The following is a 21,274-nucleotide window of genomic DNA, read 5'->3' as shown; positions in this document are numbered from 1 at the left end:
TGTTTCCCCATGACCCTGCCCTTTGCCACGGTGGCCCTGACGGCCGAGAACATTGCCGACTGTGCGGACCTGTACCTGGGCGTGTTCAATGCACCGCCCTGGAACGATGGGTGGGAACACGCGGCGGTGAGGGAGCGGCTGGCGGCGTTCATGGTTTTTCCAGCGGCGCGCGGGATGGCGCTGCTGTTGGAGGGAGCGCCGGTTGCGATGGCGCTGGGCTGGAAGGAGCGCTGGGTGAATGGGTGGACGTTTCACATCAAGGAGATGTGCTTTGCGGGGCATCTGCAGCGGCAAGGTGCTGGGGCAGCGCTGATGGGTGCGCTGGAGGATGGGCTGCGGGGCGAGGGGGTGGTGAGCGTGAACTTGCAGACCCGGGAGGAGGCGCCGGCCTTTGGGTTCTATGAGGGGCTGGGCTATCGCAAGGGGCGGGTGGTGATGCTGGGGAAGCTGCTGTAGTTGCCCAAGCCATCGGCAAACGGCTGGTGTGGCGCAGTCGGGGAACCCCCAGTGCCGGCCATGTAAGAGCCTTCTTACAATGTGTTGCAGCCAACCGTTGGAGGGCACCATGGAAAACGTTACCTGGGACCACGATCCGCCTACGACCTGGATAGCGACGGTCAGCGGGCAAGCCGTCTGCTCCATCAAGCGCAAGGACATTGGCGGCTGGACGGCGGGTTGGACGGATGAGCGCTTGTGGCCGCCTCCCTCGCATCTGCCCAAGGCGCTGCCCCAGCCCACACGGTTCTTCAGCAGCCTTGAAGAAGCCAAGGTGGCGGTGGAGCAGGCGCTGGCGGCTTGAGGGCTGTTTCCGTTCTTCGGGTGCTTCTGCGTCGCCGCGGTACCAAGGCGCTGTAGTTCAGCCTGCCACCGCCATTTAAGGCGTCGGCTTGGCTTGTAGCGCGCAGTGGTTGCCGCATGCCTTGCTTCAGGGCGGAGGCCGGGATGTGCGCCCACCAAAGAGAAGGAGACCCCGCTGCCCGTGTCCCCACTCGCCTGGCGGCGATTGGGGCAGCCTGCGATGCTCCAAGCTGGGGTGCGCCTCGCAACTCACTGCGTTCCCCCTGCGGGTGAACTCCGTTCAGACATCTGCGGCGAGTCAGATGACGAAGCGCGTGTACACGCGCCAACCCAGCTTCTGCGCTTCTCGGCACGGTCAGAAGGGGGTGGATACCAACACGGGCCATTGCTTCGCTCGGCCTGTGGTCCTTCGCTGCGCTCGGCTCGCCAGGGCGATCGCGCCCACGCGTCGGCAGCGCGCAGCGCGACCCGACACCCGGCGCAGCTGCGCAGCAGCAGCCGTCTTTGTCCCCGCTCCCCACCCCTGCTGGCTGCGCCGAGAAGCGCAGGAGCTGGGGTGGGTGCGTGTGCCGAAGGACACACACGCTTCGTGATCTGACTTGCCGCAGCTGTTTGAGCGAAGTTCGAAGAACGCAGCGAGTTCTGCGGCACCACCCCAGAGCCGAGCATCGCAGGCTGCCCCCGTTCGCCCGACAGGGCGTACGGGGGACGCAGACTGGGGGCCGCCTTCTCTTTGGTGACTTTCTCTTGGCGGCCCAAGAGAAAGTTACTGCGCCGCCGGGCGCACATCCCGGCCTCCGACCTTGAAACATGCACGCGGCAACCATGTAGAACAATCCGAAGAAGCCACCCATGGACTCAACGCAGGCATGCAGCAACCAGAGCCATCAAAAGCCGATATCACCAGCCCCCAAACCGCCCCCACTCCCCCACCACAACCCCACCCTCCACCGCCCGATACTCCCCATACTGCGCCCCCGTGGCACACGCATGGTTCGGCAAGATCCGCAGTTGCCTCCCCACCGGAAACCGCCGCGCCATATCGCCCACGTCCGGCGACCCGGATCCATCGACCAACGACAGGATCCCGTGCTCCTGATTGGCGCCGCTCAGCACGTAGCCATCCAGCACCGTCCCATCCACATCGCACACTTGGCCATAGCCATAGTCGTGCGACTGCTTTTGCGTGCCCCGGTCGCGGCTCATGGCCATCCAGCCGGCGTCGACGATCACCCAGCCTTTGTCCACCTGGTGGCCGATCACGGTGGTGAGCACGCTCAGCGCGATGTCGTCGGTGCTGCACACGCCCACGTTGTGCATCACCAGGTCGAAGAACACGTACACGCCGGCGCGCACCTCGGTCACGCCCGCAAGGTCCGCTGCCGACAGGGCCGTGGGCGTGGAGCCCACGCTCACCACGGCGCAGGGCAGGCCGGCTGCGCGCAGGCGCTCGGCCGCGCGCACGCAGCCGGCGCGCTCCTGCTCGGCCAGGGCGGTGAGGGCCTCGGGGGTGTTCAGGTCGTAGCTGCCGCCCGCGTGGGTCAGGACGCCGGCCAGGCGCATGCCGCCCTCGTGCAGGGCGCGGCCCACGTCGATGAGCGCGGCCTCGTCGGGGCGGATGCCCGAGCGGTGGCCATCGGTGTCCACCTCGATCAGCACCTCGAACACCTCGCCGTTGGCGCGGCCAAAGTCCACGATGGCCTGGGCGGCGGCGAGGTTGTCGGTGATGATCTTCAGGTCGCAGCCCTGGCGGCGCAGCGCCAGCACCTGGGGCAGCTTGTGCGGCACCGTGCCCACGGCGTAGAGGATGTCGGTGACGCCGTGGGCGAAGAACTGCGCTGCCTCCTTGAGGGTGGACACGGTGATGCCCTGCGCGCCGGCGGCGATCTGCGCCTCGGTCACGGCGGGGCACTTGGCCGTCTTGGCGTGCGGGCGAAAGCGCACGCCCAGCGCGTTCATGCGCTGCTGCATGCGCGCGATGTTGCGCCGCATGCGCGGCAGCTCGATCAGCGCGGCGGGGGTGTCGACCTGGGACAGGGGGATCGGCAGATGGACGGTGGGTGCTTCCTGCATGGCGAAAGGTCCTCGTTGTCTTGGTGGGTCAGCCGGCCAGGAGGCTGCAGAAACGTTCCATGTCCACGTTGCCGCCGCTGATCAGCACGCCGACCTTCTTGCCCTGGAGTTCTGCAGCGCGAGCGCGCGCTGCCGCAAAGCCCAGGCAGCCCGTGGGTTCCACCACCAGCTTCATGCGCGTGGCGAAGAAGCGCATGGCGTCCACCAGCTGGGCGTCGCTCACGGTGAGGATGTCGTCGACGTCGCGGCGGATGATGGGGAAGGTGATGTTGCCCAGGTGCTGCGTCTGCGCGCCGTCGGCGATGGTCTTGGGCGTGTCGATGTGTACGATGGAGCCGGTGCGGAAGGACTGCTGCCCGTCGTTGCCGGCCTCGGGCTCCACGCCGTAGAGCTTGCAGCGGGGCGACAGCGCGCGCGTGGACAGGGCCGAGCCCGAGAGCAATCCGCCGCCGCCCAGGCAGACGAAGAAGGCGTCGAGCTCGCCCACCTCTTCGAACAGCTCCTTGGCTGCCGTGCCCTGGCCGGCCAGCACGTCGGCGTGGTCATACGGCGGGATCAGGGTCAGGCCGTTGCGCTCGGCCAGGTCGCGCGTGATCTGCTCGCGGTCCTGCGTGTAGCGGTCGTAGAACACCACGTTGGCGCCATAGCCCTGCGTGGCCGCCACCTTGGCGGCGGGTGCGTCCTGCGGCATGACGATGGTGGCGGGTATGCCCAGCTCGCGTGCGGCCAGGGCGATGCCCTGGGCGTGGTTGCCCGACGAAAAGGCGACCACGCCGGCCTTGCGCTGCGCGGCGTCGAATTGGGCGAGCGCGTTGTAGGCGCCGCGGAACTTGAACGCGCCCATGCGCTGCAGGTTCTCGCACTTGAAGAACACCTGGGCGCCCAGCTCCGCATCCACGGTGCGCGAGGTGAGCACGGGCGTGCGGTGCGCAATGCCTGCGATGCGGCCGGCAGCGGCCACGACGTCGTCATAGGTAGGAAGTTGGAGGGCAGTGGTCATGGCAAGGGTGGATGGTGGTGGTGGATGGGTGGAGGAGAGACAGAGGGAAAAGGGGGAGGTGTCACCAGGGCCAGGCCAGGGCGGTGCCCAGGCCCTGCGCCAGCGCCTGGGTGTGCAGCATGCGGGCGACGGTGAGGTCCTGCAGTGCGAGGCCGGTCATGTCGAAGACGGTGATGTCCTGCGCGTTGCGCCGCGGCGGCGTCTGGCCTGTGAGCAGGTCGCCCAGCTCGGTACAGGGCAGGTCGGGCGCGGCCCACTGGACTTCGCCAATGCTGCGGGCCTGTGTGGCGTCGTCCACGAACACGCGGGCACGTTGTTCCAGCAGGCCGGGCGGCAGCTCGCGCTTGCCCTTGGTGTCGGTGCCCACGGCGTTGACATGGGTGCCGGGCTGCACGGCCGCGGCATCGAACAGCGCACCGCCGCCCGGCGTGGCGGTGATGACCACATCGCTGGCGGCCACGGCGGCGTTGGCGTCGGTGGCGTGGACGATGTCGCAGCGGCCCTGGAACTGCGCCTCGATATCGGGCCGCGGCTGGCCGTCGTGCGTGAGGTAGCGCACCTGGGTGAGCGCGGGCAGCACCCGCAGCGCAAAGCGCAGCTGCACGCGTGCCTGCACGCCGGTGCCAAAAAGACACAGGCGCGTGCTGTCGGTCCGCGCCAGGTGCTGCAGGCCCAGCGCGCCGGCGGCACCCGTGCGTTCGGTGGTGATGGCATTGCCGTCCAGCACGCACAGCGGGCGGCCGGTGGCCGGGTCGATCAGCAGCACCGTGGCCTGGTGCGGCTCGCCGCCCCGTGCCCGGTTGGCGGGCCAGAAGCCCGCGGCCTTGAAGCCCAGCAGCCCTTGCGCGGACACGTCGCCCGACTTGATACCGAACACGCCGCCCGTGGGCAATGCCTCGCGCACCACGGGGAAGACGCGGCCCGCGCGCTGGCTGTGCAGCGTGAAGGCCTCGCGCACGGCAGCCAGCACATCGTGCGGCTGTAGCAGGGCGCTGACCTGGTGGGTGTCGAGCAGGAGCAGGGAGGCCTGTGCGCGGCCGGTCGTGGCGTGGTCTGTGGTCATGCCTTCACCTCACTTGCCGGCCACGTCGCCGTACACCGTGGCGCGCGACACGCCCAGGTGCTGCGCCACCACCTCCATCGCGCGGCGCACCTGCAGGCTGCCCGACTCGCGCAGTTCGCGCAGCAGCGCGCGCCGTTCGGCCGCCTTGAGCGCGCGCGGTGCGGTGGACAGGCGCGCCGCGAACTGGTCGATGCGCTGGCGGATGGCGTCGGCCCCGGCTGGGTCCAGGGACTCGGCAAGCCCCGTGTCGCCATCGATGGCCGTGAACTGCCCCACCACGCTCTGCAGGCTGCGGAACAGCGTGAGGTCCACGTTCAGGCACAGCGCGGCGATGTACTGGCCCGACGAATCCTTGATGCCCACCGAGGTGCTCTTGGCCTGCCGCCCATCGGCGAACTGGTTGGCGTAGTTGGCGATCACCTGCGGGTAGTCGGGGTCGGCAATGCGCGCCAGGCCCAGTTCGGTCGTCGGCTCGCCCACGGCCCGGCCCGAAAGGTTGTTGTGGATCGCCAGGATGGACTGCCCCGGGTCCAGCAGGTCGTGCACCACCACCTCGCAAAATGGCGCAAAGGTGGCGGCCAGGCCCTGGGCTACCTGCTCGATCTGGGAGAGCAGGGCTTTTTGTTCGGGGGTGCGCGCGGGCTTGGTGGCAGCGCGGCGGGGGGAGGGGCGTGCAGTCATGTAGACAATTTATCCAAAATTGGATGAATTGTCAAAATTTGAACAAATGTTCAGCAGCGAATACAAGCAGAGGTGGATGCCAAAGCCGTAGCACGCGAGGCAGCCAGTCCTATCATGCGTTGGTGTCTTTCTCCTGCAGAGTACGAAGCAGGCTAGGTATTTTTCAAGAGCTGGATGTAGCGCAGCAGTGCTGGCATCGCATGGCGAGACAAGGCTACGATCAGCTTGACGATTTGGTTGCTGCAGGGCCGTCTTGGCAGGGTGGGTCTAGGCGTGGATAGGGAGTGATCGGTTGTGAAATCTCTTTTACTTGGAATGCTCGGAGCCATTGTTGCTCTCGGTCTTTGGGCCTTGGTTCAATCGCAATATGCGGATTACAGGGTTCAAGCAAGACTGGAAGAGCTTTTGCGGCATATGGATCCTTTGCAGAAGAAGGTTGAAGCGCGGCTTTTGGACAAGGCATGCACGAATGCGTGCGAGGGCACGCCGTCCCCATCCATGCCCGCTGAGTTAAAGGTATTTCCGAATGGCACCATCGTTGGTCAGGGTGAGCTGCGTGGTCAGCTTCTGGTTCTTGTACCTCGGCTGGAAAACGGCCAAGTCAGATGGAGTTGCTTTTCCGGGCTAGGCGAAAACAAGCTGCGGACGTGCATGGAAGGAAGCCAATGACTCCGGCCTACTATGTCATCGCGGCCGTAACACTTTCTGCGGATGTTCCGCACCCTACAAAAGGCGTGAAAAGCGGATACATACCGCACCACCGGTTTCCGCAGGTCGCTTACGATAGTGCATCTGACGCGGACATCGAATTCATGGCTGCCGCTCGAGACGATGTGCCCTATCTCCTCTCCGAACTGAGGCGTCTCGCCGGTCTTGTCGATGGAGGTACGGATGCTTGGTGTGAGCTGAGGGCTCAGATGGCATCTGCGGGGCGCTTGAAAAACGCGTCCAGCACGGGCATCAGCCCCGGAAACTCCAGCGCAAAGCGCGTGCGGTTCACGAAGTAGGCCTCGCAGGCCACGGCGAAGAATTCGGAGGGCGAGGTGGCGCCATACGCATCCAGCCAGGGCATCTCGGCGCCGAAGCGCTCGGCCTTGATCACGGCCTCGCGAAAGTCCGCGTAAGCGGGCTCCCAGGCGTTCCACCAGGCTTCATAAGCGCCGCGGCCGGTGCGCGTGCCCATGAAGCCGGCGGGCAGGGGCGGGCAGCCATTGGGTTCGCGGCCGCCGCGCATGTCGAGCTTGTGCACGAACTCGTGCACCACCACGTTGGTGCCGCGCTCGGTGTTCTCGCGGCCGTTGGAGGCGTGCTCCCAGCTGAGCATGATGGGGCCGCGGTCCATGGCTTCGCCCAGCAGCACCTGCTCGTGTTCGTGCACCACGCCGGCCTCGTCCACGGTCTGCCGCCTGGCCACGGCCTCCCCGGGGTGCAGCACGATGCCCACGAAATCGTCGTACCACGCGAGGGCCTTGGCCGGATCGCCCCAGTACAGCAGCGGCAGGCAGGCCTGGGCGGCGATGTCGATGGCCATGGCGTCGGTCACCTCCAGGCCATGTGCGCCATGAAAACGCTTGTCGTGCAGGAAGAGGGCGCTGAGCGCGCGCAGCTTGGACTGGTCGTGCAGCGACAGCGCGGCCAGGAAGGGGTAGCGCTGCAGTGTGGCGAGCCACAGCGTGGCCGAGATGTCGGGCACGGGGGCCACGGTGGTGCGCACGCGGCGCCAGAGCCGGTTGAGGATGGGGGGCATGGTGTCAGAGCATGCCAAAAGGCAGGCGCGGAGAATCAGGACACCTACTAACTGGGGGTGAGTCCGATGCGTTCCAAGCCCGCCCGCGACAAACGCAGTGTTTCCAGCCGCGGGGGCAATGCGGCAGCGTCCCAGTCGCTGAGCACCACGCGGGTGAGGCCGGGCGCGAGGGCGTGCTCTGCAGGCCGGTGGGTGTGGCCGTGCACCAGGGTGCCGGCCTGGGCGGCCTGCAGCCAGGCGATGGTGGCGGGGCCGTCCAGATCGGCATAGACGGCGCCCGACTGTTTTTTGTTCTCGCTCTCCTGGCGGATGCCGCGCGCCTGGGCGCGCCGTGTGGCCAGGGACTGGGCCAGAAAGGCCTGCTGCCAGGCGCTGCTGCGCGCCTGCACGCGAAAGCGCTGGTAGTCCACGTCGTCCAGGCACAGGAGGTCGCCGTGGCTGAGCACGATGCGCTGGCCAGCGAAGACCAGCACCGTGGGATCGGCCAGGCCTGTCATGCCCGTGCGCTGCAAGAAGGCCGGGCCGGCCAGGAAGTCGCGGTTGCCGTGCATGAAGTACAGCGGCAGGCGCTGCGCGGCGGCGAAGAGTGCGGTGCAGCCCTCGGCCTCGAAGCTGCCGGGCTCCTCGATGGCGTCGTCGCCCACCCAGACCTCGAACAGATCGCCCAGGATGAACAGGGCATCGGCCGGGGTGGCCTGCAGGTAGTGCCGGAACGCGGCGACGGTGGCGGGCTCGCTGGCCTGCAGGTGCAGGTCCGAAATGAAATCGACCGTGCGCCAGTGCGAGGGAGCGATGAGCTCCTCGAACCGGGGCACGGTCGTGGTCACGGGGTGACGCTGCCGGTGCTCTTGATTACAGAGCCACGGCCTTTTCGATGATCACGTCTTCCTTCGGCACGTCGTCGTGGAAGCCCTTGCGGCCCGTCTTCACGGCCTTGATCTTGTCCACCACGTCGGCGCCGCCGACCACCTTGCCGAACACGGCATAGCCCCAGCCCTGGGCCGAGGGAGCGGTGTGGTTCAGGAAGCCGTTGTCGGCCACGTTGATGAAGAACTGGGCGGTCGCGGAGTGCGGGTCGCTCGTGCGCGCCATGGCCACGGTGTAGTTGGCGTTCTTCAGGCCGTTGTTGGCTTCGTTCTGGATCGGGGCGTCGCTGGGCTTTTGCGCCATGCCGGGCTCGAAGCCGCCACCCTGCACCATGAAGCCGGGGATCACGCGGTGGAAGATGGTGTTGTTGTAGTGGCCCTTGTTCACGTAGGCCAGGAAGTTCTCGGCCGACTTGGGGGCCTTTTCGGCGTCGAGTTCGAGGGTGATGACGCCGTAGCCGGCGATGTGCAGTTCGACTTGGGGGTTGCTCATGGCAGTGCTTTCTTCAGGAAAGGGGTGGGATTATCACTTCACGACCGTGGCCGAGGTGATGACGATGGGCTCGTTGGGCACGTTGGCATGGCCGCCCTTGTTGCCGGTGGCCACGGCCTTGATCTTGTCGACCACCTCGGTGCCGCTCACCACCTTGCCGAACACGGCGTAGCCGTGGCCGTCGGGGCTGGGGGCGTTCAGGCTGTCGTTGTTCTTCACGTTGATGAAGAACTGCGCGGTGGCCGAGTCGGGGACGGAGGTGCGCGCCATCGCCACGGTGTAGGTGTCGTTCTTCAGGCCGTTCTTGGCCTCCAGCGGGATCGGCGGGCGCGTGGGCTTTTGCTGCATGTCGGGCGTGAAGCCGCCGCCCTGGATCATGAACCCGTTCATCACGCGGTGGAAGATGGTGCCGTCGTAGTGCTTGGCGTTCACGTAGGCCAGGAAGTTCTCGACCGACTTGGGCGCCTTGGCGGGGTCGAGCTGCAGCACGATGTCGCCCAGGGAGGTGGCGAGCTTGACCTTGGGCGCGTCCTGAGCCTGGGCGGGTGCGATGCCGACGAGGGCAGCCAATGCGATGCTGGCCAGGGACAGGGCCGCGTTTCTCTTGGAAATCATCCAATCACTCCTTCAAAGAATATTTGCCATTGCTGGCCCTTGCGCTTCCAGTACTGGCGCTTGACGGGGCCGGTGCGTGCGCCATCGGCGACTTCGCCGAACGTTACCACCATGGTGTCGGCAGCGTCTGTCCAGCGCAGGTAAGACTTGTCTTTCAGCTGTATTTCGCGGCCCTTGAGGGCGCGCGTTTCGGCCTGCAGCACGCTGGTCCACTCGGCCAGGGGCTTTTGGCGGTGGCTCTGGAAGTCGCTGGCATAAAAGCTGGTCAGCCGTGCCATGTCGCCCTGCGACTTGGCGGTGCGCCAGGCGTTGAGCACGGCCTCGAAGGCCTTGCGCTCGGCCTGCACGCTGTGCGTGGCCACCCACTGCAGCTGGCGGGCAATCACCACGGGGGTGGAGCGCGGCTCCACCTGGCGCAGGATGCGCTCCAGGTCGGGGTTGGCCAGCACCACGCAGCCATCGGTGGCCAATGGCGCGCGCGCGAACTGGTCGGGCGGGGTGCCGTGCAGCCAGATGCCGCTGCCGGTCTTGCCGCGGCTCTGGTCCAGCGGGTTGGGGTAGTTGATGGGCAGGGCCCCGGCGCCGTAGAAGTCCTTGAGCGTGGCAGGGTCGAGCCGGCTGGTGATGAAGTACACCCCGAGCGGCGTGCGCTGGTCGCCCTCGACGAGCTTTTCGATGCCGAGCTTGCCGACGGAGGCGTAGTAGTCGGCCACCAGTTGCAGGCCCTTGTCCGTGTTCTCGAACAGGTACAGGCGTGAACGCGAGGCGTCGATGGCGATCGCGTGGCGCGAGCGTGACGACAGCTCCAGGAACTGGGCGGGTATGCGGTCGGCACCCGGGCGGTTCCTGTGCGCCTGCACGCGCTGCAGCGACTCGGTGCGCAGCTCGTCGAGCATGCCACCTGCTTCGGGGGCGCGTGCGGCGTCGGCCTCGGGCACATCGCCGAGCTTGCGCACGGGGCGCACGCGGGCGTTGAGCAGGTCACCGAGGGCCAGTTGCGCCAGCTGGAAGTTGGGGTAGTCGCGTGCCAGGCTTTCGGCGCGGGCCAGGGCCTCGCGGCCGCGGCCTTCGCCGGTGAGTCGGTAGACCTCGAGCAGGCGGGTTTCGGCCTGGCCGTCGCGCAGCGCCTCGGGGCCCTTGGCGGGTTTGGCCGCGGCGCCGGTGCGCATGCGGGCCTGCGGGTTCTGGGCGAAGGCGGGCAGGGCCTGCACCGCGCAGGCCAAGGCAACAACAACGGCCGCCGTGCGGCGGCCCCAGAGGGACGGCTCCACCATCATGTCCGTGCTTCGCTCAGGGGCTGGTGGCGCAATGCCCGCCAGCCCACGCGGTGGTGGGCGCCGTCGCCATGTCGTGCACGTCCATCAGCCGCCGGTGGATTCCCGCACGATGGCCCAGCGGCCGCCGTTCTGCACCAGGTCCAGCGTCTTGCGGCTGGTCACGTTGAGCGCGTCGGCGCTGTAGGCCTGGCGAAAGCGTGCAGTGGCCTTGGTGCCGCTCACGCTCACGGTGATATCGGAGACCTGCACTGCGATCTTGGACTTGCCGACGATGCGCGACTCGCGCTCCTTCTCCCAGGCGGCGCGGGTCTGGCGGCCTGGTGGGTCGAAGTCCTTGTCGTAGGCGGCCAGGTAGGCCTTCATGTCCTTGGCGGCCCAGGCGGCGGCCCAGGCCTGCACGGCGGCGGTGACGTCCTGCGTGGAGGCGGCCGATGCCGCGGGTGCAGCCGCAGCAGGGGCAGGTGCCGGGGCGGCCGGGGCTGCGGCGGCGGCCGGAGCGGGTGCCGGTGTGGGTGCGGCTGCCGGGCTGGGGGCAGCAGCGGGTGCGGCTGCAGGTGCCGGCGCAGGGCGCTGCGTGGCGACCACGGCCGGTGCGGGTGCCGGGGCGGCAGCGGCAGGGCGGGTCTTGCCTGTGGGGTCGGCCGAGAACAGCTCGCGGATCAGCGCCAGCTTGGGTTTGACGGAGTTGGCGTTGGTCGCGTCCAGCTGCAGCGCCTTGTTGTAGGCCTGGCTGGCCAGCTTGGCATAGATGTCGCCCAGGTTCTCGTGCGCGGTGGCGTAGCTGGGGTTGGTGCGGATGGCCATTTCCAGCGCGGTGCGGGCCTTGTCCAGCTGGTTCTGGTTGGCGTAGAGCACGGCCAGGTTGTTGTACGGCTCGGGCAGCTCGGGGTACTCTTCGGTCAGCTTGGTGAAGGTGGCGATGGCTTCGGTGGGCTTGCCCGAGTCGGACTGGGCCACGCCGCGCAGAAAGCGCAGCTGCGGGTCGCGCGGGCTGGTGGCCAGGCGCTGGTCGGCCTTGGCCAGGGCCTCGCCGGCCTTGCCGGCCTTGAGCAATTGCGTGATGTCGGCGTAGTCGTCGGCCGCGTGCGCCAGGGTGGTGCCCACCAATGCCGTCAGGGCCAGCAGGCGCAGGAGTCGGGGGAGTGTGCGGCGGACTGGTTGCTTCATGAGGATATGCAAGGTGATGGGCAGCGTTGAACCCTGGCGGGGCTTATACTGCGGCGGATTGTAGCTGAGGGGGTGGTCATGACGGTGCGCTGTTGCCGCTGGTGATTTCGATGGGCGTTCGCTGACGAACGCGCCCCCCGAGGGGCCTGTTCCCGCTGCTGCCGGGTGAACGGGCTTCATCCACACCCCTGCCGATTTCCCCTGACTGACATCCCATGAGTTTGCGCATCTACAACACGCTTTCGCGTGAGTTGGAGAACTTTTCCCCGCTCGAACCTGGCCATGTGCGCATGTACGTGTGCGGCATGACCATCTATGACCTGTGCCATATCGGCCACGCCCGCATGATGATGGCGTTCGATGTGGTGCAGCGCTGGCTCAAGGCCAGTGGCCTGCGCGTGACCTACGTGCGCAACATCACCGACATCGACGACAAGATCATCAAGCGCGCGCTGGAGCGTGGCATCACCATCCGCGCCCTCACGGACGAGATGGTCGCCGCGATGCACACCGACATCGCGGCCCTGGGCATCGAGCCGCCCTCCATCGAGCCGCGCGCCACCGAATACGTGCCGCAGATGCTCGCGCTGATCAGCACCCTGGAAGGCAAGGGCCTGGCCTACCGCGCCAGCAATGGCGATGTGAACTACTCCGTGCGCAAGTTCGACGGCTACGGCAAGCTCTCGGGCAAGTCGGTCGACGAGCTGCGCGCCGGCGAGCGCGTGGCCGTGCTCGATGGCAAGGAGGACCCGCTCGATTTCGTATTGTGGAAGTCGTCCAAGCCCGAGGAGCCGCCCGAGGCCAAGTGGGACAGCGAATTCGGCTCTGGCCGCCCTGGCTGGCACATCGAGTGCTCGGCCATGTGCGGCGCCACGCTGGGCGAGACCTTCGACATCCACGGCGGCGGCATGGACCTGCAGTTCCCGCACCACGAGAACGAGATCGCCCAGAGCGAAGGCGCCAACGGCAAGCCCCTGGCGAAGTTCTGGGTGCACAACGGCTTTGTGCGCGTGGACAACGAGAAGATGAGCAAGTCGCTCGGCAACTTCTTCACCATCCGCGAGGTGCTGGCCAAGTACGACGCCGAGACGGTGCGCTTCTTCATCGTGCGTGCCCACTACCGCAGCGCCCTGAACTACAGCGACGCCCACCTGGACGACGCGCGCAATGCCCTCAAGCGCCTGTACACCGCGCTCAGCCTGGTGGCCCCGGCCCCCGTGGCCGCCATCGACTGGGCGGACCCCTATGCCGCGCGTTTCAAGGCGGCGATGGACGAGGACTTCGGTGCGCCCGAGGCCATGGCCGTGCTGTTCGAGCTGGCGGGCGAGGTGAACAAGACCCGCTCCGCTGAACTGGCCGGGCTGCTCAAGGCCCTGGGCGGCTGCCTGGGCGTGCTGCAGGGCGACCCGCAGGCCTTCCTGCAGGCCGGTGCCGGGCTGGACGAAGCCGCCATCGCCGAGCAGATCGCCGCGCGCGCTGCCGCCAAGGCCGCCAAGGATTTTGCCGAGGCCGACCGCATCCGCCAGGCGCTGCTGGCCCAGGGCATCGTGCTCAAGGATTCGGCCGCCGGCACCACCTGGGAAGCTGCCCAGTAAGCGACCGATAGATAGACCGTCAGTTAGTCAGACAGATAGATAGATAGAACAACCAAGAACCGCATGCCCCCGATCGAAGAACGAATGAACGAACACGACAAGAAGAACAACCAACATGGCTGCGGTACGCAAAAAAATGGCTAAAGAAGAACTGCTGGCCCCTGAAGTCGCTGCCGCCGCTGCGGCCGTCGTATCTGCCGCAGCGTCGTCGTCTGCTGCGGCACCTGCCAAGTCCGTGGTCGTCTCCACGCCCACCTACTGGGCCGAAGCCTGCAAGCACCTGATGAAGAAGGACCGGGTGATGAAGCGCCTGATCCCGCAGTTCGGCGATGCCGCGCTGCAGACCCAGGGCGATGCCTTCACCACCCTGGCGCGCTCCATCGTGGGCCAGCAGATCTCGGTGAAGGCCGCCCAGACCGTGTGGGAACGCTTTGCCAAGCTGCCGCGCAGCATGAAGCCGGCCAACGTGCTCAAGCTCAAGGTGGACGACATGCGCGCGGCCGGCCTGTCGGCCCGCAAGGTCGACTACCTGGTGGATCTGGCCCTGCACTTCGATGGCGGCAAGCTGCACGTGAAGGACTGGGCCTCGATGGACGACGAGGCCATCATCGCCGAGCTGGTGGCCATCCGCGGCATCGGCCGCTGGACGGCCGAGATGTTCCTGATCTTCTACCTGATGCGCCCGAATGTGCTGCCCCTTGACGACGTGGGCTTGATCAGCGGCATCAGCCACAACTACTTCTCGGGCGAAACGGTGAGCCGCAGCGAAGCCCGCGAAGTCGCCGAGGCCTGGAAGCCATGGGCCAGTGTGGCGACTTGGTATATTTGGCGGTCCATGGACCCCCAGCCAGTCGTCTCTTACTGAGCATTGGACAAGCGTCATACCAAACTCGTAACGCGTCGGTTACAGTGCGTGCCTCATTCATGGCACGCCGCCTTCCGGCGCGACCCAAGGAGAACAACGTTGGCGAAAAAGACCTTTCTGGATTTCGAGCAGCCGATTGCCGAACTCGAGACCAAAATTGAAGAACTGCGCTACGTGCAGACCGAGAGCGCCGTCGACATCTCGGAAGAGATCGACCAGCTGAGCAAGAAGAGCCAGCAGCTCACCAAGGACATCTACGCCGAGCTGTCGCCCTGGCAGATCACCAAGATCGCCCGCCACCCCGAGCGCCCCTACACGCTCGACTATGTGCGCGACATCTTCACCGACTTCGTCGAGCTGCACGGTGACCGCCACTATGCGGACGACCTGTCCATCGTGGGCGGGCTGGCGCGCTTCAACGGCCATGCCTGCATGGTGCTGGGCCACCAGAAGGGGCGCGACACCAAGGAGCGCGCGATGCGCAACTTCGGCATGAGCAAGCCCGAGGGCTACCGCAAGGCCCTGCGCCTGATGAAGACGGCCGAGAAGTTCAAGCTGCCCGTGTTCACCTTTGTCGACACGCCCGGCGCCTACCCCGGCATCGATGCCGAGGAGCGCGGCCAGTCCGAGGCCATCGGCCGCAACATCTTCGAGATGGCGCAGCTGGAAGTGCCCATCATCACCACCATCATCGGCGAAGGCGGCTCCGGCGGCGCGCTGGCCATCAGCGTGGCCGACCAGGTGGTGATGCTGCAGTACGCCATCTACTCCGTGATCAGCCCCGAGGGCTGCGCCTCCATCCTCTGGAAGACCAGCGAGAAGGCCCAGGAAGCGGCCGACGCCCTGGGCATCACCGCCCACCGCCTCAAGGCCCTGGGCCTGGTGGACAAGATTGTCAACGAGCCCGTGGGCGGTGGCCACCGTGACCACAAGCAGATGGCTGCCTTCTTGAAGCGTGCCCTGGGCGATGCTTTCCGCCAGGTGGCAGACCTCAAGACCAAGGATCTGCTGGAGCGCCGCTACGAGCGCCTGCAGAGCTACGGCCGCTACAGCGATACCAAGGCGGATGTGCGCTGAGCACCCGGCTGCCGACGCCTCCACTCCAACGGCCCCTCGCGGGCCGTTGTTGTTTTTACGCCCGGCGCAACCCGGGCGTGCCAGCCCTCTGGCGCCCCAGCCGTAACCGGATGTAGCATGGTGGGTCGCCGCCCGTTGGGTAGCGGGTAGATCCGAAGGGGGCAGCATGTCGTTCCTGAAGACTCTCAAGGGCCAGATCCTGCTGGTCTCCGTGGCCTGCCTGGTGGCGGGCCTGCTGGCCCTCACGGTGGCCAACTACCTCACGGCCCGATCCCAGGCCTATGCCTCGCTCACCGCGCAGTCGCAGGCCCTGGCCCACAGCCACATCGAAGCCCTGCGCGACTGGGCCCGCGGCAAGGCCACGGTGGTCGAGTCGGCCGCTGCCGCGCTCGACGATGCCGACGCCGCCAAGCCGCTGCTCATGCTGGCCAAGGCGGGCAACTTCCTGACCACCTACTTCGGCTATGCCGACAAGCGCACGGTGTTCTCGGAAAAGCAGAACCTGCCGCCCGACTACGACCCCACCTCGCGCCCCTGGTACAAGCAGGCCGCCGAGGCGCAGGCCACCATCCTCACCGCGCCGTACGCCGATGCGGGCGGCGCCGGCCTGGTGGTCACCTTTGCCAAGGCCGCACGCGAGGGGGCAGGCGTGAAGGCCGTGATGGCGGGCGACGTGTCGCTGTCGGCCGTGGTGGCCAACGTGGCATCGATCAAACCCACGCCGGCGAGCTATGCCTTCCTGGTGGGCAGCGACGGCAACATCATCGCCCACCCCGAGGTGAAGCTGGCGCTCAAGCCCGCGACCGACCTGGCCCCGTCGCTCACGGCCACGGCGCTGGCCGACATGGCCAAGCGCGCCGACCTCAATGCCGTGGACCTGCAGGGCCGGGCCATGCTGCTCACCGTGGCGCCCGTGACCGGCACGCCCTGGCTGCTGGCGATTGCGCTGGACCGGGGCGAGGGGCTGGCCGCCATCCGCACCATGCTGCAGGTGTCGCTGGGGGCGGGCATCGTGGTGCTGCTGGTGGCCCTGGTGGTGCTGGCGGGCATCCTCTCGCGGCGGTTGCGCCAGCTGACCCTGGTGCGCGACGCCATGCACGAGATCGGCGCAGGCGATGGCGACCTGTCGCGCCGCATCGACGCGCAGGGCGAGGACGAACTGGCGCAGATCGCCGCCAGCTTCAACAGCTTTGCAGGCAAGCTCTCGGGCGTGCTGGCGCAGATCCGTGATGCCAGCAACTCGGTGCGCGTGGCTGCCGAAGAGATCGCCACCGGCAACCACGACCTGAGCGGGCGCACCGAGCTCACCGCCTCGAGCCTGGAGGAGACGTCGGCCTCCATGCAGCAACTGACCGAAACCGTGCGCCACAACGCCGATGCGGCGCGCCAGGCCAACCAGCTCGTGGCCCAGGCCTCCAGCGTGGCGCGGCACGGCGGCTCGGTGGTGGGCAATGTGGTGAGCACCATGGACGAGATCAACGCCGCGTCGCGCAAGATCAGCGACATCATCGGCACCATCGACGGCATTGCCTTCCAGACCAACATCCTGGCGCTGAATGCGGCGGTGGAAGCTGCGCGTGCCGGCGAACAGGGTCGGGGCTTTGCCGTGGTGGCCAGCGAGGTGCGCAGCCTGGCGCAGCGCAGCGCCGAGGCGGCCAAGGAGATCAAGCAGCTGATCAGCGCCTCGGTGGCGCAGGTGGAGAACGGCTCGCGGCTGGTGCACGATGCCGGCGCCACGATGACCGACATCGTCAACTCGGTGCAGCGCGTGACCGACATCATGGCCGAGATCACCGCCTCCACCAACGAGCAGAGCACCAGCATCAACGAGGTGGGCCAGGCCGTCTCGCACCTGGACCAGATGACGCAGCAGAACGCGGCCCTGGTGGAGGAGAGCGCGGCGGCGGCGCAAAGCCTCAAGGACCAGTCGGTGCGGCTGTCGGAGGTGGTGGGCACCTTCCGGCTGTCGGCCGATGGCGGCGCGCATGCGGCACCGCGGCTGGCCGGGCCCGGCGGCTGAGCAGGGGCCGCGATAATCGGCAGCCATGCGCTGCCAGCCTGCCCCCTCCGTACACCGTGCCCCGCCCTGCGCAGGCCGGGCACCCGGGGCCTGGGCATGACCCAAACGTTCGAGGCCGCCATCACCGCCTTTGCGCCTGCGCTGCCCCTGGCCGTGGGCCTGAGCGGCGGAGCCGATTCCACCGCCCTGCTGCTGGCCTGCGCGCGGCGCTGGCCGGGGCAGGTGCGCGCCATCCACGTGCACCATGGGCTGCAGGCGGCGGCCGATGGCTTTGAGCAGCACTGCGCAGCGCTGTGCACCCGCCTGCAGGTGCCGCTGGTCGTGCAGCGCATCGATGCCCGGCCCGAGCCGGGCCAGAGCCCGGAAGATGCCGCGCGGCAGGGCCGCTATGCTGCCATCGACAACGCCCTGCTGCAGGCACCGGCCGTGCAGGGCGCGGCATCCGTCGCACTCGCCCAGCATGCCGACGACCAGGTGGAGACGCTGCTGCTGGCCCTGTCGCGCGGGGCCGGCGTGGCCGGGCTGGCCTCCATGCCCGCGCGGTGGCAGCGTGCCGGTCTGCCCTGGCACCGCCCGCTGCTGCAGGTACCCGGCCAGGCCGTGCGCGACTGGCTGCAGGCGCAGGGTGAGCGCTGGGTGGAGGACCCCACCAACGCGGACGAGCACTACACCCGCAACCGCATCCGCGCGCAGATCCTGCCCGTGCTTGAGGCTGCGTTCCCTGCGTTTCGCGATACCTTTGCCCGTTCGGCCGCCAACGCGGCGCAGGCCAGCGAATTGCTCGACGAAGTGGCCGTGGCCGACTTGGCCCAGGTGGGCGTGCCCCCGCAACTGGCCGCGCTGCAGGGCCTGGGGCGTGCGCGCCAGGCCAATGTGCTGCGCCACTGGCTGCGCAGCGTGCACCGCACCACGCCCAGTGCTGCGCAACTGGCCGAGCTGCTGGACCAGGTGCGCGCCTGCACCACGCGCGGCCACCGCATCCGCATCAAGGTGGGGGCGGGCTTCGTGGTGCGCTCGGGCACCGGGCTCGATTGGTACAATCCCCAGGTTTTGGTCCCTGGGGACTGATCCGTGTCTTCTGGATGAAACCCGCCCGTGGTTTCAAAACAGGACTGGGACCAGGCCCTGCTTTCCCATCTGCACGAAAAACAGCGGCGCGCCAAAACAGTGTCCAACCGGCGCCGTGGCAAGTGTTTCGTCACCCCAGAAATCCAATGGCATTGATCGTTCACAAATACGGCGGCACGTCGATGGGCTCCCCAGAGCGCATCCGCAACGTCGCCAAGCGCGTGGCCAAGTGGGCCCGCGCAGGCCACCAACTGGTGGTCGTGCCCAGCGCCATGAGTGGCGAAACCAACCGCCTGCTCGCCCTGGCCAAGGAACTCGCACCCCCGCGCGCCACCGAGGCGTACAACCGCGAGCTGGACATGCTGGCCTCCACCGGCGAGCAGGCCTCCTCGGCCCTGCTGGCGATTGCGCTGCAGACCGAAGGCATGGGCTCGGTGAGCTACGCTGGCTGGCAGGTGCCGATCCGCACCGACAGCAGCTACACCAAGGCGCGCATCGAGTCCATCGACGACCAGCGCGTGCGCGCCGACCTGGCCAACGGCAAGGTGGTGATCGTCACGGGTTTCCAGGGCATCGACGACGAAGGCAACATCACCACGCTCGGCCGTGGGGGATCGGACACCTCCGCCGTGGCCGTGGCCGCCGCGATGAAGGCCGATGAATGCCTGATCTACACCGACGTGGACGGCGTGTACACCACCGACCCCCGCGTCGTGCCCGAAGCGCGCCGCCTGCACACCGTCAGCTTCGAGGAAATGCTCGAAATGGCCAGCCTGGGCAGCAAGGTCCTGCAGATCCGCTCCGTGGAGTTCGCAGGCAAGTACAAGGTGCCCATGCGCGTGCTGTCGAGCTTCACGCCCTGGGACATCGACATCAACGAAGAAGCCAAGTCCGGCACGCTGATCACTTTTGAGGAAGACGAAAAAATGGAACAAGCCGTTGTATCCGGCATCGCATTCAACCGCGACGAGGCCAAGATCTCCGTGCTGGGCGTGCCCGACAAGCCAGGCATCGCCTACCAGATCCTGGGCGCCGTGGCCGATGCCAACATCGAAGTCGACGTGATCATCCAGAACCTGAGCAAGGACGGCAAGACCGACTTCAGCTTCACCGTGAACCGCGGCGACTATGCCCGCACGGTCGAGCTGCTCAAGGAAAAGGTCGTGCCCGAGCTGGGCGCGCAGGAAGTCGTGGGCGACGCCAAGATCTGCAAGGTCTCCATCGTCGGCATCGGCATGCGCAGCCACGTCGGCGTGGCCAGCAAGATGTTCCGCGTACTGAGCGAAGAGGGCATCAACATCCAGATGATCTCCACCTCGGAAATCAAGACCTCGGTCGTGATCGACGAAAAGTACGTCGAGCTGGCCGTGCGCGCGCTGCACAAGGCCTTCGAGCTGGACCAGCCGGTCGCCTGATCGACCCATCAGCCCCCAACTCGGCTGAAGTGCCCCAAAAATGGGGCATAATAGCTGGATTGGAAACGTGACCGAGTGGCCGAAGGTGCTCCCCTGCTAAGGGAGTATGGGGTGTAGAGCCTCATCGAGGGTTCGAATCCCTCCGTTTCCGCCAAACATGAACCCCTAAGTGATTTATTGCTTAGGGGTTTTTTGTTTGTGCGGCCGGGAAGTGAGTGGGCCCGCGCCAATATCGGGGGCAGCAGGCCCTGCGATCGAGGTGTTCACAGCTGCATGCCTCGCTGAGGGCCGGGTGCCATCCTTCACATGCCTGTGGAGTTCAAGCGCCTCGACGGCACGCCCGTGCAGGTTGACTTGCAGTGCAAGGCCCTGCGCAAGACAAGACGCAGTGGTCCACGCTGAAGGACGATGTGCAGCGCGCCGCCCTGCACGCCGTGAAGGCCGAAGTCCCCGCCGCAGCCTGGGCGCCCGCGTCAACCCTGGCGACCACTCCCGACATGGGCAAGCTGGGGTTGTTGGACAAGGAATGACAGGATCTGCATGACAACCTGCAGGTGAATGGGGAATCGGTCCTGCTCACCATCCGAGAGTTTGAGCCGAGCCCTCGAAGCCGTGAGCGGCTACCATGCCTTTTTTAACCGAGGAGGAGATATGCGAATTTTGATGGGTGCACTTGTGGCGGTGTTGGTTGCGGGGTGTTTGCAGAAGGAGGGGGAGGACCTCACTGCAAAGTTGCCCGCTCCTGCCGCAGACACCAGCACACCAGATCGCGCCATCAAGTCCTATTGGGCGATGCGCGACTGGTACATCAATATCAGTCACGCCGACCACACCCAGCGCCAATCTTCTCCAGCCGAGAAAAAGAAACGGGAATTGGAAGATCTGCTGGTGAGCGAGGAAATCAACAAGGAGAGCCGCACTCCTTGGCGAAGAGAGACATTCGAGAGGACCATCAAAGAAGTCAAAACAGAAACTGAGTCGCGCGCAGTCGTGCTGGTGAACATAAAGAACAACACGCAACTTGCTCCGGACGAAGTGCCGGACAGCTTTGATCGTAAGCGCCGCGACGAGGGTGAAATGTACAAATATGTGCTTGAAAAGTTTGGCTCAAATTGGAAGGTGGCTGAGATTTCCAGTTACCGCGACTACAAAAAAGACTGGGACGTGACTCGCCCAAGCAAGCGGCCGGTTCCTTCCATGACGTACTCGGCTCAATAGAGCACATTGAAGTTGCCGGTCAACGGCATGTAGTTCATAAAACCGCCTTTGGGCGGTTTGCTGGGATGTGCTGGAATATGCCGGGTTAGGGTCCGAATCCCTCCGTTTACGCCAAAAAAAGGAAACCCCACGCAGTTGATCTGCTTGGGGTTTTTTTGTTGTTTGGCCTGGATGGGGTGTTGGTGTTTCTGTAGCGCGTTGACAGCAGTCAAGGCGCATCCTGTCTGGCAGATTAC

22 protein-coding genes and 1 tRNA gene are annotated in these 21,274 nt (G+C 66.6%); 12 read left to right on the top strand and 11 right to left on the bottom strand.

Annotated elements, in window-relative coordinates; translation table 11 throughout:
* Positions 1 to 9 precede the first annotated feature (9 nt).
* Positions 10 to 456, top strand: coding sequence for a GNAT family N-acetyltransferase (locus AC07PF_RS29445; RefSeq protein ID WP_494614267.1), 447 nt, complete (start codon positions 10 to 12; stop codon positions 454 to 456).
* 109 nt (positions 457 to 565) lie between these two features.
* A complete protein-coding gene (locus tag AC07PF_RS29440) occupies positions 566 to 799 on the top strand; it encodes a hypothetical protein (RefSeq protein WP_145699136.1) in 234 nt (77 codons plus the stop codon).
* A gap of 899 nt (positions 800 to 1,698) precedes the next feature.
* Here the strand turns inward: AC07PF_RS29440 and AC07PF_RS29435 are convergent.
* From AC07PF_RS29435 to AC07PF_RS29420, 4 genes are all read right to left on the bottom strand, one after another.
* On the bottom strand, positions 1,699 to 2,871 hold the full coding sequence (locus tag AC07PF_RS29435) for a DSD1 family PLP-dependent enzyme (RefSeq protein ID WP_494614266.1): 1,173 nt from the start codon (positions 2,869 to 2,871) through the stop codon (positions 1,699 to 1,701).
* Between the two features lie 28 nt (positions 2,872 to 2,899).
* Positions 2,900 to 3,871, bottom strand: a complete 972-nt coding sequence (locus AC07PF_RS29430) for a threo-3-hydroxy-L-aspartate ammonia-lyase (RefSeq protein WP_494614265.1) — start codon at positions 3,869 to 3,871, stop codon at positions 2,900 to 2,902.
* Positions 3,872 to 3,932: 61 nt separating this feature from the next.
* Complete coding sequence (locus AC07PF_RS29425) at positions 3,933 to 4,934, bottom strand: ornithine cyclodeaminase family protein (protein ID WP_494614264.1); 1,002 nt, start codon at positions 4,932 to 4,934, stop codon at positions 3,933 to 3,935.
* 9 nt (positions 4,935 to 4,943) lie between these two features.
* Entirely contained in the window at positions 4,944 to 5,615 is a 672-nt protein-coding gene (locus tag AC07PF_RS29420) for a helix-turn-helix transcriptional regulator (RefSeq protein ID WP_494614263.1), read from the bottom strand.
* A 294-nt stretch (positions 5,616 to 5,909) separates the two neighbouring features.
* Here AC07PF_RS29420 and AC07PF_RS29415 point away from each other — a divergent pair, with 294 nt between their 5' ends.
* On the top strand, positions 5,910 to 6,284 hold the full coding sequence (locus tag AC07PF_RS29415; protein WP_494614262.1) for a hypothetical protein: 375 nt from the start codon (positions 5,910 to 5,912) through the stop codon (positions 6,282 to 6,284).
* A gap of 244 nt (positions 6,285 to 6,528) precedes the next feature.
* On the opposite strand, the gene AC07PF_RS29410 is transcribed toward AC07PF_RS29415, so the two are convergent.
* From AC07PF_RS29410 to AC07PF_RS29385, 6 genes are all read right to left on the bottom strand, one after another.
* Entirely contained in the window at positions 6,529 to 7,362 is an 834-nt protein-coding gene (locus AC07PF_RS29410; protein WP_494614261.1) for a M90 family metallopeptidase, read from the bottom strand.
* 47 nt (positions 7,363 to 7,409) lie between these two features.
* Positions 7,410 to 8,189: a UDP-2,3-diacylglucosamine diphosphatase gene (locus tag AC07PF_RS29405; protein WP_494614260.1), complete on the bottom strand. Its 780-nt coding sequence runs from the start codon at positions 8,187 to 8,189 to the stop codon at positions 7,410 to 7,412.
* Positions 8,190 to 8,214: 25 nt separating this feature from the next.
* Positions 8,215 to 8,721, bottom strand: a complete 507-nt coding sequence (locus AC07PF_RS29400) for a peptidylprolyl isomerase (RefSeq protein ID WP_007854929.1) — start codon at positions 8,719 to 8,721, stop codon at positions 8,215 to 8,217.
* Between the two features lie 33 nt (positions 8,722 to 8,754).
* A complete protein-coding gene (locus AC07PF_RS29395) occupies positions 8,755 to 9,336 on the bottom strand; it encodes a peptidylprolyl isomerase (RefSeq protein WP_494614259.1) in 582 nt (193 codons plus the stop codon).
* On the bottom strand, positions 9,333 to 10,613 hold the full coding sequence (locus AC07PF_RS29390; protein WP_007854931.1) for a L,D-transpeptidase family protein: 1,281 nt from the start codon (positions 10,611 to 10,613) through the stop codon (positions 9,333 to 9,335). Before AC07PF_RS29390 ends, AC07PF_RS29395 begins: the two co-directional genes overlap by 4 nt.
* Before the next feature lie 84 nt (positions 10,614 to 10,697).
* Entirely contained in the window at positions 10,698 to 11,780 is a 1,083-nt protein-coding gene (locus tag AC07PF_RS29385; RefSeq protein WP_007854932.1) for a L,D-transpeptidase Cds6 family protein, read from the bottom strand.
* A 215-nt stretch (positions 11,781 to 11,995) separates the two neighbouring features.
* On the opposite strand from AC07PF_RS29385, the gene cysS reads away from it, so the two are divergent.
* The 9 genes from cysS (at position 11,996) to AC07PF_RS29340 (ending at position 21,038) form a co-directional block, all read left to right on the top strand.
* Positions 11,996 to 13,375, top strand: coding sequence for a cysteine--tRNA ligase (gene cysS, locus AC07PF_RS29380; RefSeq protein WP_007854934.1), 1,380 nt, complete (start codon positions 11,996 to 11,998; stop codon positions 13,373 to 13,375).
* Between the two features lie 136 nt (positions 13,376 to 13,511).
* Positions 13,512 to 14,240, top strand: coding sequence for a DNA-3-methyladenine glycosylase family protein (locus AC07PF_RS29375; RefSeq protein WP_494609670.1), 729 nt, complete (start codon positions 13,512 to 13,514; stop codon positions 14,238 to 14,240).
* A 99-nt stretch (positions 14,241 to 14,339) separates the two neighbouring features.
* A complete protein-coding gene (locus AC07PF_RS29370) occupies positions 14,340 to 15,317 on the top strand; it encodes an acetyl-CoA carboxylase carboxyltransferase subunit alpha (RefSeq protein WP_007862187.1) in 978 nt (325 codons plus the stop codon).
* Positions 15,318 to 15,483: 166 nt separating this feature from the next.
* Positions 15,484 to 17,337 (top strand): methyl-accepting chemotaxis protein, encoded by a 1,854-nt coding sequence (locus AC07PF_RS29365; RefSeq protein WP_494614258.1) that lies wholly within the window; start codon positions 15,484 to 15,486, stop codon positions 17,335 to 17,337.
* 96 nt (positions 17,338 to 17,433) lie between these two features.
* On the top strand, positions 17,434 to 18,405 hold the full coding sequence (gene tilS, locus AC07PF_RS29360; RefSeq protein ID WP_494614257.1) for a tRNA lysidine(34) synthetase TilS: 972 nt from the start codon (positions 17,434 to 17,436) through the stop codon (positions 18,403 to 18,405).
* A gap of 146 nt (positions 18,406 to 18,551) precedes the next feature.
* A complete protein-coding gene (locus AC07PF_RS29355; protein ID WP_035206523.1) occupies positions 18,552 to 19,820 on the top strand; it encodes an aspartate kinase in 1,269 nt (422 codons plus the stop codon).
* Between the two features lie 61 nt (positions 19,821 to 19,881).
* A tRNA-Ser gene (locus AC07PF_RS29350) sits at positions 19,882 to 19,974 on the top strand.
* Positions 19,975 to 20,179: 205 nt separating this feature from the next.
* The gene (locus AC07PF_RS29345) at positions 20,180 to 20,350 is read left to right on the top strand and encodes a hypothetical protein (RefSeq protein WP_157405931.1); all 171 of its coding nucleotides are present in this window, start codon (positions 20,180 to 20,182) and stop codon (positions 20,348 to 20,350) included.
* Positions 20,351 to 20,432: 82 nt separating this feature from the next.
* Positions 20,433 to 21,038 (top strand): hypothetical protein, encoded by a 606-nt coding sequence (locus AC07PF_RS29340; protein WP_146187910.1) that lies wholly within the window; start codon positions 20,433 to 20,435, stop codon positions 21,036 to 21,038.
* On the opposite strand, the gene AC07PF_RS29335 is transcribed toward AC07PF_RS29340, so the two are convergent.
* Complete coding sequence (locus tag AC07PF_RS29335; RefSeq protein WP_494614256.1) at positions 21,032 to 21,250, bottom strand: hypothetical protein; 219 nt, start codon at positions 21,248 to 21,250, stop codon at positions 21,032 to 21,034. The two genes, AC07PF_RS29340 and AC07PF_RS29335, sit on opposite strands and share 7 nt — an antisense overlap.
* Between the last annotated feature and the right edge of the window lie 24 nt (positions 21,251 to 21,274).

The organism is Acidovorax sp. GW821-FHT10A04 (assembly GCF_059415825.1).
This window is presented reverse-complemented; position numbering and strand designations above follow the sequence as displayed.

Bases quoted from the DNA above. Each gene is read 5' to 3' on its own strand.
- AC07PF_RS29385 (WP_007854932.1), bottom strand. From the start codon at position 11,780: ATGAAGCAACCAGTCCGCCGCACACTCCCCCGACTCCTGCGCCTGCTG.
- AC07PF_RS29400 (WP_007854929.1), bottom strand. From the start codon at position 8,721: ATGAGCAACCCCCAAGTCGAACTGCACATCGCCGGCTACGGCGTCATC.
- AC07PF_RS29430 (WP_494614265.1), bottom strand. From the start codon at position 3,871: ATGACCACTGCCCTCCAACTTCCTACCTATGACGACGTCGTGGCCGCT.
- tilS (WP_494614257.1), top strand. From the start codon at position 17,434: ATGACCCAAACGTTCGAGGCCGCCATCACCGCCTTTGCGCCTGCGCTG.
- AC07PF_RS29435 (WP_494614266.1), bottom strand. From the start codon at position 2,871: ATGCAGGAAGCACCCACCGTCCATCTGCCGATCCCCCTGTCCCAGGTC.
- AC07PF_RS29375 (WP_494609670.1), top strand. From the start codon at position 13,512: ATGGCTAAAGAAGAACTGCTGGCCCCTGAAGTCGCTGCCGCCGCTGCG.
- AC07PF_RS29390 (WP_007854931.1), bottom strand. From the start codon at position 10,613: ATGATGGTGGAGCCGTCCCTCTGGGGCCGCCGCACGGCGGCCGTTGTT.
- AC07PF_RS29440 (WP_145699136.1), top strand. From the start codon at position 566: ATGGAAAACGTTACCTGGGACCACGATCCGCCTACGACCTGGATAGCG.
- AC07PF_RS29410 (WP_494614261.1), bottom strand. From the start codon at position 7,362: ATGCCCCCCATCCTCAACCGGCTCTGGCGCCGCGTGCGCACCACCGTG.
- AC07PF_RS29355 (WP_035206523.1), top strand. From the start codon at position 18,552: ATGGCATTGATCGTTCACAAATACGGCGGCACGTCGATGGGCTCCCCA.
- AC07PF_RS29445 (WP_494614267.1), top strand. From the start codon at position 10: ATGACCCTGCCCTTTGCCACGGTGGCCCTGACGGCCGAGAACATTGCC.
- AC07PF_RS29395 (WP_494614259.1), bottom strand. From the start codon at position 9,336: ATGATTTCCAAGAGAAACGCGGCCCTGTCCCTGGCCAGCATCGCATTG.
- cysS (WP_007854934.1), top strand. From the start codon at position 11,996: ATGAGTTTGCGCATCTACAACACGCTTTCGCGTGAGTTGGAGAACTTT.
- AC07PF_RS29425 (WP_494614264.1), bottom strand. From the start codon at position 4,934: ATGACCACAGACCACGCCACGACCGGCCGCGCACAGGCCTCCCTGCTC.
- AC07PF_RS29420 (WP_494614263.1), bottom strand. From the start codon at position 5,615: ATGACTGCACGCCCCTCCCCCCGCCGCGCTGCCACCAAGCCCGCGCGC.
- AC07PF_RS29365 (WP_494614258.1), top strand. From the start codon at position 15,484: ATGTCGTTCCTGAAGACTCTCAAGGGCCAGATCCTGCTGGTCTCCGTG.